Below are 16,809 nucleotides of genomic sequence, written 5' to 3'. Positions count from 1 at the left end.
GTCGGGCTACGGGGGTCAGCAGGGATGCAGGTTTCGGAAGCGATCGAGCGGCGGGTGTCGATCCGCGCCTTCAAGCCCGACCCGGCGCCCGGCGCCGTCGTGGCCGAGATCCTGGAGCGCGCGGCGCGCGCGCCGTCGGGCGGCAACCTGCAGCCGTGGCGGATCTATGCATTGGCCGGCCAGCCGCTCGCGGAGCTCAAAGCTGCCGTTGCGGCGAACCCCTTCGGCGAAACGCCGGAGTACGACGTCTATCCGCCGAACCTCTGGGACCCGTTCCGCACCCGCCGGTACCAGAACGGCGAGGACCTCTACGCCTCCATCGGCATCCCGCGGGAGGACAAGCCGGCCCGCCTGCGCCAGCTCGCCAGGAACGGGGAGTTCTTCGGCGCGCCGGTCGGCGTCTTCTTCTGCCTCGACCGCAAGCTCGGCCCGCCGCAGTGGGCCGACCTCGGCATGTACATGCAGAACGTGATGCTGCTGGCGCTGGAGCGCGGGCTCGACACCTGCCCGCAGGAATACTGGGCGCGCTATCCGCAGACGGTGGCGAAGTTCGTGGGCCTGCCGGACGACCACATGCTCTTCTCCGGCATGGCGCTGGGCTATCGGGACGAAGCGCATCCGATCAACACGATGCGCGCCAGCCGCGATCCGATGGACGTGTGGTGCGAGTTGCGGGGCTTCGAATGACCCTGTCCCGCGTCCTCCTGATCGCGGCGGTGGTCGCGGGGGTCAGCTACATCGCCTCGTGGTTCCTGCCGCTGCCGGCGGCGGCGGGGATCGCCTGGAAGGGCGCGGGCGTCGGCCTGCTGGCGCTCTACGCGGCCTCGCAGGCGAAGGGCGCCGACGGCTGGCTGCTCGCCGTGGTGATGGCGTTCGGGGCGCTGGGCGACGTGCTGCTGGAGACCCACGGCCTGGTGACCGGGGCTCTGGCGTTCCTGGCCGGGCACCTGACGGCCATCGGCCTCTACCTGAAGAACCGCCGGCCCCTCGGCGCGGCGGACTGGGCCGTGGCCGGCGCGCTGCTCGTCGCGATCCCGGTCATCGCCTACCTGCTGCCGCCGCAGCGGGCGGGCGCGGGGCTGATCGCCCTCTATGCGGCGGGCCTCTCGGCGATGGCGGCGGCGGCGTGGCTGAGCCGCTTCCCGCGGGCGCTGACGGCGGCGGGCGCGATCATGTTCGCGGTGTCGGACCTGCTGATCTTCGTGCGGACGGGGCGGCCGGGGCTCGACATCCTGCCGATGGGGCTGGCGGTCTGGGGGCTCTACTTCGGCGGCCAGGCGCTGATCGCGCTGGGCGTCACCCGCACGCTCGCCGGCAGGACTTCCTAAACCACGCCTCTCAAACCGGTCTTCACCCTGACCGGGCATGTTCGGCGCCCGTTCCGGCCGAGCAGAATGCGATGCGCCTCACACCCCACCGTCTGACGCACGCGTGCCGCTTCGGCGCCGTCCTGGCGGCCGCTGCGGCCGTGGTCGCGCTGACCGGGCCGTTCCGCTACGGCGACCTCGGCCTGCCGTTCCCGGACACGGTGGCGCACGCGCTGCTCTTCTACGGCCTGACGCTGGCGGCCACGGCGGCGCTGCCGCGCTCGCGGGCGGCGGACATCGCGCTGGCGATGGTGGCCCTCGGCGCGGCGAGCGAGGTCGCCCAGGCGCTGGTCGGCCGCGAGATGTCGCTCCATGACGTCATGGGCGACTCGGTGGGCGTGCTGGCGGCCTACGCGCCGGTGGCGGCGGGACGCCTGCGCGAGCTGACCCGCACCCATCCGCACACGACCTTCGCCGAGCTGCGGCGCATCGACCGGCGCAACCCGCAGCCCCGGGTGACGCCGGCCGCGCTTCCGGGGCGCCGCCCCCCGGGCCGGCGTCAGGCGCCGTAGAAGCGGGCGAAGCTCTCGATCGGGGCCTCCACGGAGAGCATCCGGTAGGGGAAGACCCGCCAGGGCGCCTGCGGGTCCATGGCCGGCAGGTTCGCGACCACGGCGTCGCGGACGTGCGGGCGGATCGCCTCGCGGCTGTCGATGACCTGGCCCCAGGTGGCCGTGCCGCGGAGCCCGATGGGCGGCGGGTGCGGGATGCGCGAGGCGACATAGTCCGGCGGGAAGAGGCGGCGGTAGGCCTCGAGGTTGTAGAGCCAGGAGCCGCCGCGGATCGTCCGCGCCTGCGGATGCCGCGCGCGGACGCCGGCGACCAGGGCGCGGAGCTCGGCGCGGCGGCGCGGGACCTTGGCGCTCGCCAGCGGGCCGCCCTCGGCGTCGGTGTCGAAGTTGTGGAAATGGATGCGCACCACGCCGTCGTCGCCCGCCGGATCGTGGGCGAAGCAGCCGAAGCCGGTCTGGCCGGGATGCGGCAGCACCTCGTCGGGCGCGGCGACGAAGGCCTCGCGGGTCAGCGCCACCCGGGCGGCGAGGCCGCGGGCCGCCTCGAGCGCCTCGGCGTAGGGCGCCCAGCCCGCGGCGGGCGGCCCGTCGCGCCAGACGCCGAGGCCCAGGCGGCGGTGGATGTTGGTGTGGCCGAGCGCCACCTCGCCGAGCGGCGCGCCGGTGAGCTCGGCCATCCGGCCCGCCAGCCGCAACTGGACCTCGAAGTAGGGGACGAGGCGGTCGGCGCGCGCGATCCGATCGGGCGAGGTCATGGGCGCCTGATAGCGCGAGTGCCGTGCAATCGGCGCGCAGGTGTGGTTCGCTCGGCGCGAAATCCGGCCGCAACAATCCGGGTGAGGGTTGGGCGGCGAGAGACCAGAGCGAGCAGGGAGGCTCCCCATGTGCGACGACGAAATCCACGTTGGCCAGGTCAGGGATCCGACCGTTTCCCGGCGCAGCTTCGGCCTGCTGACGGTGGCGGCCGCGGGCGCGGCCACGGGGGCCTACGCCGCCGACGTCGTGGAGAAGGACGTCGAGGTGAAGACGCCCGACGGCGTGTCGGACTCGGCGCTGATCTATCCGTCGGGCAAGGGGACGTGGCCGGCCGTGGTGATCTGGCCCGACATCTTCGGCCTGCGCCCGGTGATGCGTGAGATGGGCCGCAGGCTGGCCGCCCAGGGCTATGTCGTGCTGGTGCCGAACCCCTTCTATCGCTCGAAGAAGGCGCCGGTGGTTCCGGCCGAGTTCGACTTCTCCAAGCCCGAGAACCGGCAGGTCCTGATGGGCTACCGCGGGGCCATGACCAACGAGGGCGTCGACCGCGACGCCGTCGCCTACGTCGCCTTCCTCGACGCCCAGCCGCAGGTGAACAGGAAGAAGAAGGCGGGCGTGCAGGGCTACTGCATGGGCGGCCCGCTCTCGTTCCGCACGGCCGCGGCGGTCCCGGGCCGCATCGGCGCGGTGGGCAGCTTCCACGGCGGCGGCCTGACCACCAAGACCCCCGACAGCCCGCACCTGCTGATCCCGCAGACCAAGGCGGCCTACCTGGTCTGCGTGGCCCAGAACGACGACAAGGCCCAGCCGGACTCCAAGGACATCCTCAAGGCCGCGTTCGCCGAGGCGAAGCGGCCGGCGACGGTGGAGGTCTACCCGGCCAACCACGGCTGGTGCGTCAAGGGCAGCGCCGTCTACGACGAGGCCAGCGCCGAGAAGGCCTGGGCCGAGCTGACGACGCTCTACAAGGCGAACCTCGTCTAAGGCCGAGAAGCCCTCGCTTCGAGCCTTCGCGGCCGCGGAGGCTCGGTCGTTTTCGAACCGCGGAATACGCGGAAGGACGCGGAAGAAGAAGGGCCGGCGCTTTCCGCGTTCTTCCGCGTATTCCGCGGTTCCCTGAATCGGACGGCGCCGCTCCGCGGCCTTCGGGACAGCGCGGCGGCCTTGCCCCCGTCGCGGAACCGTAGCAATAGGCGGCGCGTGAAGGCGGTCCCCCTGACGGGGGCCAAGAGGGAACCGGGGTGAAAATCCCCGGCTGTGCCCGCAACTGTGAGCGGCGAGGGCCGCGTCCATATCCTCCGGCAAGCCCGGAGGGCGTCACTGGGAAGACCGCCGCGGCGGCCATCCCGGGAAGGCGAGGACGAGGCCCGGCGACCCGCAAGCCAGGAGACCTGCCGTCTTCTTCCGTCGCTCGTCCGCGGCCCGGGACCAGGCCAACGACCGGCAGAGCCAAGCTCTGACGCCGCGACTCCGAAGATGGAGTCTGACCTATGCGAACCTGCCTCCCGGCCGCCGCGGCGCTCGCCGCGCTTTCGGCCCTGCCTGCTCATGCCGAAACCCCCGTCGACGAGCTCGTGGTCACCGCCGCGCGCCTGCCGACCGACCCCAAGGTGATCACCGGCGCCCACGTGATCGACCGCGCCGAGATCGAGGCGCGCAACGTGAGCTTCGCCGCCGACCTGCTCTCGACCATTCCGGGCGTGAGCGTCGCGCGCACCGGCGCGTTCGGCGGCGTGGCGGCGATCCGCATCCGCGGCGCCGGCCCCGACAAGACCCTGGTGCTGATCGACGGCGTGCCGGTGGGCGACGCGGGCGCGCCGAACGGCGACTACGACCCGGCCTCGCTGCAGACCGGCGACCTGGAGCGCGTGGAGGTGCTCTCGGGCCCGCAGGGCTCGCTCTGGGGCTCGGAGGCGATCGGCGGCGTGGTGAGCTTCACCACCCGCGAGCTCGACGGGCTGGAGGTCGCCGCCGAGGGCGGCTCGTTCGCCACGGCGCGCGGGTTCGCCGGCGCCGGGACGAAGGCCGACCGGTATGCGCTGTCGGCCAGCGTCACCGCCTTCCGCACCGACGGAATCTCCAAGGCCGACACGGGGACCGAGAAGGACGGCTTCAAGACGTGGACCGGCAACCTTTCCGGCCGCTTCAACGTCTCGGAGCAGGTGAAGCTGGACGCGCGCCTGCGCTACAGCCGCGCCACCATCGACATCGACGGCTTCCCGCCGCCGACGTTCGCCTTGGGGGACACGCCCGACCGCGCCAAGAGCCGCGCCTGGCAGGGCTTCGCCCGCGCCACGGTCGACGCGCTGGGCCTGACGCACGAACTGAGCTTCAGCGCCTACGACCTGCGCCGCAAGAACATCAGTTCGTTCCCGTCCGTCGTGGACGCCGACCGCCAGGTGATCCGCTGGACGGCGGCGAAGGGCGACCTGTTCGTGATCGGCGCCGAGCGGCAGGAGAGCGACGCCAACCTCTCCACCGGCCTCTCCCGCGACCTCTCGAACACCGCCGTCTTCGCGGTGGGCCAGGCGAAGTGGGAGCGCCTGACCCTGACCGGCAGCGTCCGCCGCGACGACCCGGAGGCCTACGAGGCCAAGACCACCGGCCGCCTCGCCGCCGCGGTCGACCTGGGCTTCGGCTTCAACGCCGTCGCCTCGGCGGGCACCGGCTTCAAGACGCCGACGGTCAGCCAGGTGGTCTGCGACTTCTGCTTCGCGCCGCCCGTGCCGCTGCGGCCGGAGAAGGCGGAGGGCTACGACCTGCGCCTCGGCTGGGCCAGCGACCGGATCTCGACGTCGGTGACGGCCTATCGCCTGCTGGTCCGCGACCAGATCGCCTATGTCGCCAGCCGCTACGTCAACATCGCCAAGACCAGCTCGAACGGCCTCGAGGCCGAGTTCGACGCCAGGGTCAGCGAGAGCCTGCGGGTGAAGCTGGCCTACGCCTGGACCGACGCCATCGACCGTTCGACCGACCGCAGCCTGCTGCGCGTGCCCGACCACTCGGGCTCGGCGGCGGTGTTCTGGGACGAGGGGCCGTGGTCGGCCTCGGTCACGGTGCGGGGCGAGTCCAGTCAGGCCGACACCGCCCGCGACGGCTTCAGCCGCGCCCGGCGCCCGGGCTTCGTCACCGCCGACGTCGCCGGCGCCTACGACGTGACGGCGCAGCTCAGCGTGACGGCGCGGGTCGAGAACCTCACCGACAAGCGGTTCGAGGAGGTGCTGGGCTACCGCGAGCCCGGGATCGCCGCCTACGTGGGCGTCAGGTTCCGAAACTGACGGCGAGCGACGCGGGCTCGACCACCCGCAGGCGGTGCGCCGCCAGGGCCTCGTAGTGGGGCCGGGCGGCGTCCGCGATCCGCGCCAGGTCGTCCGGCAGCGGCGGGTAGGCCCGCCGCTCCGGCGCCTCGAAGCCGGTGGAGCGCTCGACCGCGTCGTACCAGGCGGGCGCCCACACGCCGTCGGTGTCGCGCGGGCCGGCGGGCCAGCTCAGCATCGGCTCGCGGAACGGGATGTCGAGGGCGTCGCAGAGCGCGCAGATCATGGCGCCCGGCGCGGCCAGCACGTCGGCGCCGCGCACCACGGGCGGCGGGCGGCCGAGCTCGTCGGCGACGCGGTCGAACAGCGCCCGCTGCTGCACGATCCCGATATCGTCGAGCGTGACCTCGCCGCGCTTCCGGACGTAGGAGGCCAGCACCTCGGCAGGGTCGCGGATCAGGAACGCGTTGCGCCGGCCTTCCACCCACTCCAGCCCGAAGCCGGGCAGCATGTGGTGGGACATCTGCTTCTCGTAGACCAGCGGCGCCTCGATGCGGTCGAGCTCGACGACCACGGCGCGCCAGTCCTGCGGCTGGGCGGCCAGCACCTCGTCGCGCATGGGGTGGTCGAGGCCCGTCCCGGCGAGGTAGGCGGCGTAGAACGGCTCGTCCACGACCTCGCAGTCCGAGCGGTTCTCGAAGCTGCGCATCATCGCCGTGGAGATGTTCCGGGGACCCGACCACATGGCGATGCGGATGGTCATTCGCCGCCCCCCTCGACCCGGGCGTCCTCGTCCTTGAGCGCCTCGTAGTGCGCCCGCAGCTTCACGGTCATCGGCCCGGGCAGCGCCTCGGCCAGCGGGTGGCCGTCGATGCTGCTGACCGGCGTGAGGCCGCCGAAGGTGCCGGTGACGAAGGCCTCGTCCGCCTCGGCCACGTCGGCCAGCTCGAAGTCGCCCAGCGTGATCGGGATGGCGTGCCGGCGGCACAGCTCGATGACGTTGGCGCGGGTCACGCCGTTGAAGCAGTAGTCGCCGGTGGAGGTCATCACCCGGCCGTCCTTCACCCAGAAGAAGTTCGTTGCATTGCAACTCGACACATAGCCGTTGGGATCCAGCATCAGGGCCTCGTCGCCGCCCTTGCCGATGGCGTCCAGCAGGGCGCGGATCAGGGCCAGCCGGCTGTGCGAGTTCAGCCGCATGTCGAACATCTCGCGCGGCGTGCAGACGATTTCGGAGGTGGCGAGCGCCAGGCCCCTGGTCAGGATCGCGGGCGACGGCGCCTTGTACTCGGCGGTGATGACGAGGGTGGGCCTGCCCAGCCAGTTGCGCGGGTCCTGGTTCACCGCCGCCTTCTCGCCGCGGGTCACCATCAGGCGCAGGTGCGCGCCATGCGTCATGCCGTTGGCGTCCAGCGTCCGCTGGATCTCGGCGGTCAGTTCGGCCGGCGTCAGGCCGAGGGGGAGCGCGATGTCGCGGAGGCCCTGGAACAGCCGCTCGAGGTGCGCCTCCAGGAACAGCAGGCGGCCGTGGTGCAGGCGCAGGCCTTCCCAGACGCCGTCGCCCAGCACGAAGCCGGCGTCGAACACCGACACCTTGGCCTCGGCCCGCGGGACGAGGTCGCCGTTCACGTAGATGCGCAGGTCCGCGTTCCGCGGATCGGCGGCGAAATCCTGACTCCCGGCCATGCCCCAGCCTATACACGCACCCGAGCGCAGGAGGAGCGTGCATGAACGGCGTCGGCGGGTCGAGTGCGGACCGCGAATTAGGCGAGCTGAAGCCCTGGCCGCACCCCGCGGCGCCCATCGCGCGGGCCGAGCGCGAGGCGCGGCTGGCCAAGGCGCAGGCGCTGATGACCACGGACGCGATGATCGTTGGGGCCGGCGCGTCGCTCCGCTATTTCGCGGGCGTCGGCTGGAACGCCACCGAGCGCCTGGTGGCGATGATCCTGCCGAAGCGGGGCGGCCCGGTGATAATCTGCCCGCGGTTCGAGGAGGGCTCGCTCAGGGCCTCGCTCGGCATCGCGGCGCCGCTGCGGCTCTGGGAGGAGCACGAGAGCCCCTACGCCCTGTCGGCCGAGGTGCTGACGGAACTGGGCGCGACGTCGCTCGCCGTCGACCCGGCGCTGGCGTTCGCGATGTTCGATGCGCTCAGGCTCGCCGCGCCCGACGTGGCGATGGCGAACGCGGCGCCGGTGGTGGACGGCTGCCGGATGATCAAGTCGCCGGCCGAACTCGCCCTGATGTCCCAGGCGAAGGCGATGACGCTGGAGGTCCATCGGCGCGCCGCGCGCATCCTGCGCGAGGGGATCACGACCGCCGAGGTCCGCCGCTTCATCGACCAGGCGCACCGGGCGCTGGGCGCCGACGACGGCTCGTCGTTCTGCGCGGTGCAGTTCGCCGACGCCTCGGCCTATCCGCACGGCGTGCCGGGGGAGCAGGCGCTGAAGGACGGCGACCTGGTGCTGATCGACACCGGCTGCCGCGTGCAGGGCTACAACTCCGACATCACCCGCACCTACGTCTTCGGCCGGCCGACGCAGGAGATGGCCCGCGTCTGGGCCGTGGAGAAGAAGGCCCAGGCCGCCGCCTTCGCCGCCGTGAGGCCGGGCGTGCCGTGCGAGGAGATCGACGCCGTGGCGCGGCGCGTGCTGGCGGCGGAGGGCTTCGGCCCCGACTACGACCTGCCCGGCCTGCCGCACCGCACCGGCCACGGCATCGGGCTCTCGATCCACGAGGCGCCCTACCTGGTGCGCGGCGACAAGACCCCGCTCCAGCCCGGCATGTGCTTCTCGAACGAGCCGATGATCGTGGTCCCCGGCGCCTTCGGCGTGCGCCTGGAGGACCATTTCCACGTCACGCAGGACGGCGCCGCCTGGTTCACGGAACCGCAGCCGAGCATCGAGAAGCCGGTCGGCTAGCCTCCGCGTCAGCGGAGGCATCGTCATATGAACCGCGGAATACGCGGAAGGACGCGGAATTGCGCCGACGCCGCGGTTCATTGGATCGGAAGGCGCCGCGTCGTGGCGGTGGGGCTAGGCCGCGGCCCAGCTCAGGGCGTCGGGGTCGTCGATGGCCATTTCGTCCCAGTCGAGGTCGGGCGGCGGGCTCATGGCGGCGGCGACGACGGCGCTCATCTCGGCGGCCGAGGTCACGCCGACCAGCACGGCCGACGCTTCGGGGCGGCTGAGCGCGAAGCCCAGGGCGGCCTGCAGCGGGTCGGACTTGCCCTCGGCGATCAGGCGGCGCGCGCGGCTGATGCGGCCGGCGGCGGCCTTCAGGTGGCTGGGCGCGCGGTCGGGCGGCAGGAACAGCACGCCGTTCAGGAAGATCGAGCGCAGGTGTACCTCGACGCCCATCTCCGCGATGGTGGCGAGCGAGCCGTCGATCAGCAGGCGCTGGTCGAGCAGCGAGGCCGGGGCCTGCACCACGTCGGGCTTGAAGCGGCGCGCGACGCCCACCGGATCGTCCGAGGCGTAGACCGGCACGCCGATGCGCCGGCAGACGCCGGCGTCCTTCAGTTCGCGCAGCTTGTTCCAGAGCACCGGGCCCTGGGGCGACAGGAGGTCCGTGGCCGACGGCGCGATCACGGTGTCGACGCGCTCGACGCCCAGGCGCGTCATCTGGGCGCGAAGCTCGGCTTCGAGGACGTCCGGACCGCGGTCGGGGCGGATGCTGGTGAGCGTGACGCGGAACGGGTTCGGCTGCGGCAGCGCGCTGCGCAGCAGGGTGTCGGCGGTGGCCGAGCCGCGGGCCACCTCCAGCACGCTCATGCCCGAGCGGCCGGCCGTGGACAGGATGTCGCGCGCTTCCGCCTCGCGGGGACGTCCTCGCGCGCCGGGGGGCTGGTCCAGTCCGAACTGGGCGGTTCCGAGACCGAGCTTGCTGAGGGACGTGGTCATGCGGGCGGGGGAACTCGGCTGACAGGCTTGGTGAAATCGGTGTCCGAGATCATTTTGTCGCGGGAAAGCTAAGAAGGCGTATCCAGGCTTGATTGACGTCCCCGGTCCCGGCGAGCCGCTGCCCGACTGGCCGATGTTCGGCATGGACGAGGACGTGCGCCCGGCCCTGCGCCGCATCGTGGCGGAGAAAAAGTCCTGTGTTCTCGCGACCTTGGTCGCCGTCGAGGGGGGCGGGCCGCGGCCGGAGGGCGCCCAGATGGTGTTCGCGCCGGGGGTGCTGGCCGGCTATTTTTCCGGGGGCTGTGTCGAGGGCGACGTGGCCGGGCACGCCTGGGCATGCCTCAACGACGGCGAATCGCGCCGCCTCGTCTACGGCGAGGGCAGTCCCTGGCCCGACATCCGCCTGCTGTGCGGGGCGCGGATCGAGATCTTCCTGGAGCGCGTCGGCGCCGACGACGCCGCGCTGGCCGAACTGCTGGCGGCCGAGGCCGGGCGACGGCCGGTGACCTACGTCAGCGACGGGAAGGTGCGGGCCTGCGCGCCCGACCTGTCGCCCTGGCCGAAGGCGGCGGTCGTGAAGGCCTACGAGCCGACGCCGCGGCTGGTGGTGGTGGGCGGCGACCCGACCGCGCTGGCCATCGCGGAGCTGGGCGCGAAGTCGGGCTTCGAGACGACCCTGGTGCGGCCGAAGGGGCCGGCGACGCCGCCGCCGATCGCGGGTGTCGTCTATCGCCGCGACGAGCCGGCCGTGGCGCTGGCGGCGGTGGGCCTGGATCCCTGGACCTACGTGGCGGTGGCGACCCACGACCTGGAGACCGATCGCGAGGCGCTGAAGGCGGCGCTGCCGTCGGCTGCGGGCTATGTGGGCCTGCTGGGCGCGCGGCGCCGGCTGGCGGGCCGGGTCGCCGAACTGGAGGATTTCGGGCTCCCGGAATCGGCCCTGGCGCGGCTGCACGCGCCGATCGGGCTCGACCTGGGCGGCAAGGCGCCGTTCGAGGTGGCGGTCTCGGTGATCGGCGAGATCACCGCGCTCCGCTACGCTCGGGCGAGCGGCGCCACCTCGACGATGTCGCCCGTTGCGGCCGGCGGCGCATCGGCGGGCCGCCGGAGCAGGGCGTTCGAGGCCGAGAAGACGCCGATCAGCGAAGAATCCTGATCGGCGAACGGTTCGACCATCACCGCGCCATCCTCATGGCCGAGCTTCGCTCGCATCCAGTGCTCGCGCGAGCCGTTCGCCGGCAGCGGCCGGCAGAGCCTCGCTCCGATCGTGCGAAGCGTGGGATCGGCCCCCTGGAAGGCCGCGATCAGCGGGCGAAGGAACAGCTCGGCGCAGACCAGGGCCGAGGCGGGATTGCCGGGCAGGCCCAGCAGGCGGCGGCCGTCGCCCAGTACGCCGAAGAAGGTGGGTTTGCCGGGCCGCACGTTGACGCTCGCGACCTTCAGGTCGAGCCCCAGCGCCTCGGCCGCTGCGCGGACCAGGTCGTGGTCGCCAACTGAGGCGCCGCCGACTGTGACGACGAGATCGCCCTCAGCATCGCGCAGGGCCTGGATCGTGGTCTCGAGGTCATCGCGGACGGGCTTGGCGCGGCTGACCTCCGCGCCCCAGCCCTGAACCAGCGCCGCCAGGGCGCGCGACCCCGAGTCGTAGATCTGGAACGGCCCCGGGACGGCCGGCGCCTCGACGATCTCCTCGCCGGTGGAGAACAGCGCCACCCGTGGTCGGCGCGCCACCGACAGCTCGGCCCGGCCCGCGGCGGCGGCGAGCGACAGCCGCCAGGGGTCGATCCTTCGGCCGCGCGCCAGCAGCACCTGCCCGCGGACGAAGTCGCCGCCGGCGGGTCGGACGTGGTGGCCCGGCTTCACCTCCGGCACGGTGACCGTCTCGCCGTCGCGGGTCGCGTCCTCCTGGATCATGATGGCGTCGCAGCCGGCCGGGATCGCCGCTCCGGTGAAGATCCGCACCGCCTCGCCCGCGCCGACCGCACCCTCGTAGGCGTGGCCCGCGGCGCTCTCGCCCACGATCCGCAGGGCGCCCGGCGCGTCGGCGGCGCGCACGGCCCAGCCGTCCATCGCCGAAGCGTTGAACGGGGGCTGGTCGCGTACGGCGGTCACGTCCTCGGCCAGCACGCGACCGATCGACGAGGCGATCGCCACAGTCTCGGACGGCAGGGCGGAGACCTCGGCCAGCATCCGGGCGCGGGCCTCGTCGACAGGGAGCAGCTTCAACGCGACCAGTCCCCGCTCTTGCCGCCGGTCTTGGAGACCAGGCGCACGGCCTCGATGACCATGCCCTTCTCGGCCGCCTTCAGCATGTCGTAGAGGGTGAGCAGGGCGACGGAGCAGGCGGTCAGCGCCTCCATCTCCACGCCGGTCTGTCCGGTGGTCTTCACCCGCGCGGTGACCGCGAGCCCGCCCTCGGCCGCCTCGACGCGCACCTCGGCCTGCGAGATCGGCAGCGGGTGGCACATGGGGATCAGGTCGGAGGCCTTCTTGGCCGCCATGACGCCGGCGATCTCGGCCACGGCGCGGACGTCGCCCTTCCTGCCCTCGCCGGACAGGGCCAGCGTCAGCGTCTCCGGGCTCATCCGCAGGAAGCCCTCGGCTGCCGCCTCGCGGGCGGTGACGGCCTTGTCCGAGACGTCGACCATGCGGGCGCGGCCGGTCTCGTCGATGTGGGTCAACTTGCTCAAGCGACGTCAGGCTTCCATCAGGCGCGGCATGAGCTCGACCATGTTGCAGGGGCCGTGGCGGCTGTCGAGCTGGGCCGAGATCACCTTGTCCCAGCCGTCCTTCACCGCGCCGTTCGAGCCCGGCAGGCAGAAGACGAAGCAGCCCTTCACGAGGCCGGCCAGCGCGCGGGACTGGAGCGTGGAGAGGCCGACCGAGGCGTAGCTCACCATGTGGAAGACCACCGAGAAGCCGTCGAGCTCCTTGTCGAACAGCGGCCGCACGGCCTCGGGCGTCACGTCGCGGCCGGTGATGCCGGTGCCGCCGGTGGAGACGATGGCCTCCACGCCCTCGGCCACCCAGGCCAGGATCTGCGCGCGGATCTCCTCGACGTCGTCCTTGACGATGCCCCGGGCGGCCAGCTCGTGGCCGGCGTCCCTGACCCGGCCGGCGAGCAGGTCGCCGGAGGTGTCGCTCTCCTCGTCGCGGGTGTCGGAGATGGTCAGCACCGCGACCTTCACGGGCTTCAGCGTCTTGGCGGCGTCGATCTTCCCGCCGGGGACGAAGGCTGGGGCGTTCATGGAGACTCCTTCGCCCGCAATCTAGCGGGCCGCAGCGCCCGCGCCTATTCCACCGTCACCGACTTGGCGAGGTTGCGCGGCTGGTCGATGTCGCGGCCGAGGCCGCGGGCGACCTGGTAGGCCAGCAGTTGCAGCGGCACGTTCATCAGGATCGGGGCCAGCTCGGGCTCCGAGCGCGGCACGGCGAACGCGGCCTCGACGCCCTCGGCCTTCACGCCGGGATGGGTGATCGCCAGCACCGGGCCGTGGCGCGTGCGCACCTCGGCGACGGTGGAGAGGTTCTTCGAGAGCAGGTCGTCGTCGGGCAGCAGCACGACGGTCGGCGTCTCGGGCGCGATCAGGGCCAGCGGGCCGTGCTTCAGCTCGGAAGCGGCGTAGGCCTCGGCGTGGAGGTAGCTGATCTCCTTCAGCTTCAGCGCGCCCTCCATGGCGACCGCGAAGTGGGCGGCGCGGCCGATGAAGTAGGCGTGCTCGCTCCGCGCCAGCCGGGCGGTGAGCGGCGCGAGTTCGTCCTCGCGGGCCACGATCCCGGCGATCTGGTCCGGCAGGGCCGAGAGGCCGGCCAGCAGGCGCGCGCCGTGGGCGGCCGACAGGTCGCGCACCCGGCCGAGTTGCAGGGCCAGCAGGGCGAAGGCCACCGCCGTCGAGGTCCAGGTCTTGGTGGAGACGACGGCGACCTCGGGGCCGGCGTGCAGGTAGACGCCGCGGCCGCACTCGCGCGCGATGGTCGAGCCCACGGTGTTGACCACGCCCAGCACGCGCCCGCCCTTGCGCTTCACCTCCTGGATGGCGGCCAGGGTGTCGAAGGTTTCTCCCGACTGGCTGACGGCGATGTAGAGCGTGTCCTGCTCGATCACCGGGTTGCGGTAGCGGAACTCGGACGCCGGCTCGGCGTGGGCGGGGATGCGGGCCAGGGTCTCGATCAGGTGGGCGCCCAGCACGCCGGCGTAGCCGGCCGAGCCGCAGCCCAGGATCTTCACCCGGCGGATGTCCAGCATCTCGCGCGCGGCCAGCTCGATGCCGCCCAGGTGGGCGGTGGAGAAGCGGGCGTCGAGCCGGCCCATCAGGGTGCGGCGCACCGCGTCGGGCTGCTCGGCGATCTCCTTGCGCATGAAGTGGCTGAAGTCGCCCTTGTCGAAGCCCGTGGTCTCGCCCTCCAGCGCCTGGACGGCCTTCGCGGTCTCGGTCCCTTCCAGCGTCAGCACCGAGAAGCCGTCGGCGCGGACCTCGGCGATCTCGCCGTCGTCCAGGTGGGCGACGGTCTTGGCGTGGCCCATCAGCGCCGCGCCGTCCGAGGCCACGAACATCTCGCCGTCGCCCACGCCGATCACCACCGGCCCGCCGTTGCGCGCCGCCACGATCGCCTCGGGCCGCGCCGCGTCGATCACCACCAGGCCGTAGGCGCCCTTCACCTGGCGCAGCGCCGCGCGGACCGCCTCGGCCAGGCGGTTCTCGGGCCGGCGCGCGATCAGGTGCGCCAGCACCTCGGTGTCGGTCTCGGAGCGGAAGGCGACGCCGTCGGCGGCGAGCGCCGCCTTCAGCTCGGCGGCGTTCTCGATGATGCCGTTGTGGACCACGCCGATGCGGCCGGCCGCGTCGGTGTGCGGGTGGGCGTTGACGTCGCTGGGCTCGCCGTGGGTGGCCCAGCGGGTATGCGCGACGCCGGTCGTCCCGGGCAGGCCCGCCGCCGGCAGGGCGGCGTCGAGCTCGCGCACCTTGCCCCTGCGCTTGCAGACGCCGAGCGCGCCCGCATCGGCCACCGCCACGCCGGCGGAATCGTAGCCGCGGTATTCCACGCGGCGCAGGCCTTCCATCAGCAGCGGCAGCGCCGGCCGGGCCCCGACGTATCCCACGATCCCGCACATCAGCGTTTTCCTTCAGCCGTAGATGATCCGGCGGATCTGGCGGATCGAGTAGGCGGGCGAGGGGAAGCGGCGCGTGGCCAGTTCGCCCGCGATCTGCGCGTAGATCTCGTCGTTCCTGCGCCCCAGCCTGAGCAGCGCGGCGTGCCGGCGCCGGACGAAATCGGCCGGGCTTTCGGCCAGGTAGGAGAGCACGTCATCGACGATCCGCCTCGCTTGCGACGGATCGAGCCCGCTGGACCGGGCTACGTAGGCCACGAGATCGTCCAGGTCGCCCGCATCCGACATCGGCGGTGGATTTGCGTCACGCATCGGGCGCAGGAAAGGCCCGTGCCCGATTTCGGGCAAGGCCCAATTCAACTGTCAATCCCGGTTTCGCCATAGGCGAAGACAGGGATGACAGCCGTGGGGAGGTTTGAGCCAACTGGCGGTTCCGCCGCGCGGGCATGCGCGCTATCCAGCGGCGCATGGACATCCCGCGCTTCCATCTGGCGTTCCCGGTGCGCGACCTCGCCGAGGCGCGCGCCTTCTACGGCGGATTGCTGGGCTGCCCGGAGGGGCGGTCGAGCGAGGCGTGGGTCGACTTCGATTTCTACGGTCACCAGATCGTGGCGCACTTGTCGCCGGACGAGGCGGGGCATCGCGCCACCAACGCCGTCGACGGCCACGACGTGCCGGTCCGCCACTTCGGCGCGATCCTGACGCCGCCGCAGTGGGCGGCGCTGGCGGACAAGCTGAAGGCCGCCGGGACCGCGTTCGTCATCGAGCCGAACATCCGCTTCCAGGGCCAGCCGGGCGAGCAGGCGACGATGTTCTTCCTGGATCCCTCGGGCAACGCGCTGGAGTTCAAGGCCTTCGCCCGCGACGAGATGGTGTTCGCGAAATGACCGACCTGGCCGTGACCCTGGCCGACATCGAGGCCGCCGCCGGGCGCATCAAGGGCGTGGCCGTCGAGACGCCGCTGATCGAGAGCCCGGCGCTGAACGAGCGGCTGGGCCTGCGCGTGCTGATCAAGCCCGAGACGCTGCAGCGGGTCGGCGCGTTCAAGTTCCGCGGCGCCTACAACCGGCTGGTCCAGCTCTCGCCCGAGGCGCGGGCGCGCGGCGTCGTGGCCTTCTCGTCGGGCAACCACGCCCAGGGCGTGGCGCTGGCGGCGAAGCTGCTGGGCATACCGGCGCTGATCGTGATGCCGGCCGATGCGCCCAAGGTGAAGGCCGAGGCGACCAGGGGCTACGGCGCCGAGGTGAAGGTCTACGACCGCCTGACCGAGAGCCGCGAGAAGATCGCCGCAGCGATCGCGGCCGAGCGCGGCGCGGTCGTCGTGCCGGCCTTCGACGACCCGGACATCATCGCCGGCCAGGGCACGGCGGGGCTGGAGCTGGTGCGGCAGGCGCAGGCCCGCGGCGCGACGCTGGACGTGGTGGTCTGCCCCACCAGCGGCGGCGGACTGCTCTCGGGCATCGCGACGGCGGTGAAGGCGCTCTCGCCCGGGACGGCGCTGATCGGCGTCGAGCCCGCGGGCTACGACGACACGCTGACGTCGCTGCAGGCCGGCCGGCGCACGCCGATGACGCCGACGCACCGCACCCTGTGCGATGCGCTGGAGACGCCCTGCCCCGGCGAGCTGACCTTCCCGATCCTGCAACGCCACGTGGCCGACGTGGCCGTCGTGACCGACGCCGAGGTGGCCGAGGCCGTGCGCTACGCCTTCTCGGTGCTGAAGCTGGTGGTCGAGCCGGGCGGTTCGGCGGGCCTCGCGGCGCTGCTGGCCGGCAAGGTGGACACCTTCGGCGGGACGACCGTCGGCCTCGTGCTCTCGGGCGGCAACATCGATCCCGACCAGTTCGGCCGGATCCTGCGGCGCGAGCTGTAACGCTGGTCCGCGACTCACCCGGTCGCGCTAGACTG

The 16,809-nt window shown here is 72.7% G+C and carries 17 protein-coding genes, 1 pseudogene and 1 riboswitch; of the genes and pseudogenes, 9 read left to right on the top strand and 9 right to left on the bottom strand.

Annotation, left to right across the window (positions count from 1 at the left end):
• Positions 1–24 precede the first annotated feature (24 nt).
• From KF737_RS10210 to KF737_RS10200, 3 genes are all read left to right on the top strand, one after another.
• On the top strand, positions 25–687 hold the full coding sequence (locus KF737_RS10210; RefSeq protein WP_296454038.1) for a nitroreductase: 663 nt from the start codon (positions 25–27) through the stop codon (positions 685–687).
• Positions 684–1,328, top strand: coding sequence for a lysoplasmalogenase family protein (locus KF737_RS10205; protein WP_296454036.1), 645 nt, complete (start codon positions 684–686; stop codon positions 1,326–1,328). The genes KF737_RS10210 and KF737_RS10205 overlap by 4 nt, the downstream gene beginning before the upstream one ends.
• A gap of 71 nt (positions 1,329–1,399) precedes the next feature.
• The gene (locus KF737_RS10200; protein ID WP_296454034.1) at positions 1,400–1,879 is read left to right on the top strand and encodes a hypothetical protein; all 480 of its coding nucleotides are present in this window, start codon (positions 1,400–1,402) and stop codon (positions 1,877–1,879) included.
• On the opposite strand, the gene KF737_RS10195 is transcribed toward KF737_RS10200, so the two are convergent.
• Positions 1,867–2,634 carry a hypothetical protein gene (locus tag KF737_RS10195; RefSeq protein WP_296454032.1) on the bottom strand — a complete coding sequence of 256 codons (768 nt, stop codon included), beginning with the start codon at positions 2,632–2,634 and terminating at the stop codon, positions 1,867–1,869. The genes KF737_RS10200 and KF737_RS10195 overlap by 13 nt on opposite strands.
• A gap of 127 nt (positions 2,635–2,761) precedes the next feature.
• Here KF737_RS10195 and KF737_RS10190 point away from each other — a divergent pair, with 127 nt between their 5' ends.
• A complete protein-coding gene (locus KF737_RS10190) occupies positions 2,762–3,619 on the top strand; it encodes a dienelactone hydrolase family protein (RefSeq protein ID WP_296454031.1) in 858 nt (285 codons plus the stop codon).
• Positions 3,620–3,825: 206 nt separating this feature from the next.
• Positions 3,826–4,049: riboswitch (cobalamin riboswitch) on the top strand.
• 76 nt (positions 4,050–4,125) lie between these two features.
• The gene (locus KF737_RS10185; RefSeq protein ID WP_296454029.1) at positions 4,126–5,913 is read left to right on the top strand and encodes a TonB-dependent siderophore receptor; all 1,788 of its coding nucleotides are present in this window, start codon (positions 4,126–4,128) and stop codon (positions 5,911–5,913) included.
• Here the strand turns inward: KF737_RS10185 and KF737_RS10180 are convergent.
• Positions 5,897–6,655, bottom strand: coding sequence for a hypothetical protein (locus KF737_RS10180; RefSeq protein WP_296454026.1), 759 nt, complete (start codon positions 6,653–6,655; stop codon positions 5,897–5,899). The genes KF737_RS10185 and KF737_RS10180 overlap by 17 nt on opposite strands.
• Positions 6,652–7,578, bottom strand: a complete 927-nt coding sequence (locus KF737_RS10175) for an aminotransferase class IV (protein ID WP_296454024.1) — start codon at positions 7,576–7,578, stop codon at positions 6,652–6,654. The genes KF737_RS10180 and KF737_RS10175 overlap by 4 nt, the downstream gene beginning before the upstream one ends.
• A gap of 41 nt (positions 7,579–7,619) precedes the next feature.
• Here KF737_RS10175 and KF737_RS10170 point away from each other — a divergent pair, with 41 nt between their 5' ends.
• Positions 7,620–8,810, top strand: coding sequence for a Xaa-Pro peptidase family protein (locus tag KF737_RS10170; RefSeq protein WP_296454022.1), 1,191 nt, complete (start codon positions 7,620–7,622; stop codon positions 8,808–8,810).
• Positions 8,811–8,924: 114 nt separating this feature from the next.
• Here KF737_RS10170 and KF737_RS10165 read toward each other — a convergent pair whose 3' ends face one another.
• Positions 8,925–9,791, bottom strand: a complete 867-nt coding sequence (locus KF737_RS10165; RefSeq protein WP_296454019.1) for a bifunctional regulator KidO — start codon at positions 9,789–9,791, stop codon at positions 8,925–8,927.
• Positions 9,792–9,924: 133 nt separating this feature from the next.
• On the opposite strand from KF737_RS10165, the pseudogene KF737_RS10160 reads away from it, so the two are divergent.
• Positions 9,925–10,803, top strand: a pseudogene (locus KF737_RS10160) (XdhC family protein); the annotation flags it as partial.
• 23 nt (positions 10,804–10,826) lie between these two features.
• Here KF737_RS10160 and glp read toward each other — a convergent pair.
• The 5 genes from glp to KF737_RS10135 are packed head-to-tail and all read right to left on the bottom strand — an operon-like array spanning position 10,827 to position 15,213.
• Positions 10,827–12,017, bottom strand: a complete 1,191-nt coding sequence (gene glp / locus KF737_RS10155; RefSeq protein ID WP_296454016.1) for a gephyrin-like molybdotransferase Glp — start codon at positions 12,015–12,017, stop codon at positions 10,827–10,829.
• Positions 12,014–12,481, bottom strand: a complete 468-nt coding sequence (moaC, locus tag KF737_RS10150) for a cyclic pyranopterin monophosphate synthase MoaC (protein WP_296454014.1) — start codon at positions 12,479–12,481, stop codon at positions 12,014–12,016. The genes glp and moaC overlap by 4 nt, the downstream gene beginning before the upstream one ends.
• A 6-nt stretch (positions 12,482–12,487) precedes the next feature.
• A complete protein-coding gene (moaB, locus tag KF737_RS10145) occupies positions 12,488–13,039 on the bottom strand; it encodes a molybdenum cofactor biosynthesis protein B (RefSeq protein WP_296454011.1) in 552 nt (183 codons plus the stop codon).
• Positions 13,040–13,083: 44 nt separating this feature from the next.
• On the bottom strand, positions 13,084–14,904 hold the full coding sequence (gene glmS / locus KF737_RS10140) for a glutamine--fructose-6-phosphate transaminase (isomerizing) (protein WP_296454008.1): 1,821 nt from the start codon (positions 14,902–14,904) through the stop codon (positions 13,084–13,086).
• 12 nt (positions 14,905–14,916) lie between these two features.
• Positions 14,917–15,213, bottom strand: coding sequence for a hypothetical protein (locus KF737_RS10135; RefSeq protein WP_296454005.1), 297 nt, complete (start codon positions 15,211–15,213; stop codon positions 14,917–14,919).
• 155 nt (positions 15,214–15,368) lie between these two features.
• Between KF737_RS10135 and KF737_RS10130 the strand changes: the two genes are divergently transcribed.
• Entirely contained in the window at positions 15,369–15,788 is a 420-nt protein-coding gene (locus KF737_RS10130; RefSeq protein WP_296454003.1) for a VOC family protein, read from the top strand.
• Positions 15,785–16,774, top strand: a complete 990-nt coding sequence (locus KF737_RS10125) for a threonine/serine dehydratase (RefSeq protein WP_296454000.1) — start codon at positions 15,785–15,787, stop codon at positions 16,772–16,774. Before KF737_RS10130 ends, KF737_RS10125 begins: the two co-directional genes overlap by 4 nt.
• The last annotated feature ends 35 nt before the right edge of the window (positions 16,775–16,809 follow it).

It is taken from the genome of Phenylobacterium sp., from assembly GCF_019636135.1.
GTDB lineage: Bacteria > Pseudomonadota > Alphaproteobacteria > Caulobacterales > Caulobacteraceae > Phenylobacterium.
Note: the sequence above shows the minus strand (reverse complement) of the source record. Positions and strands in the feature narration are given on the sequence as shown.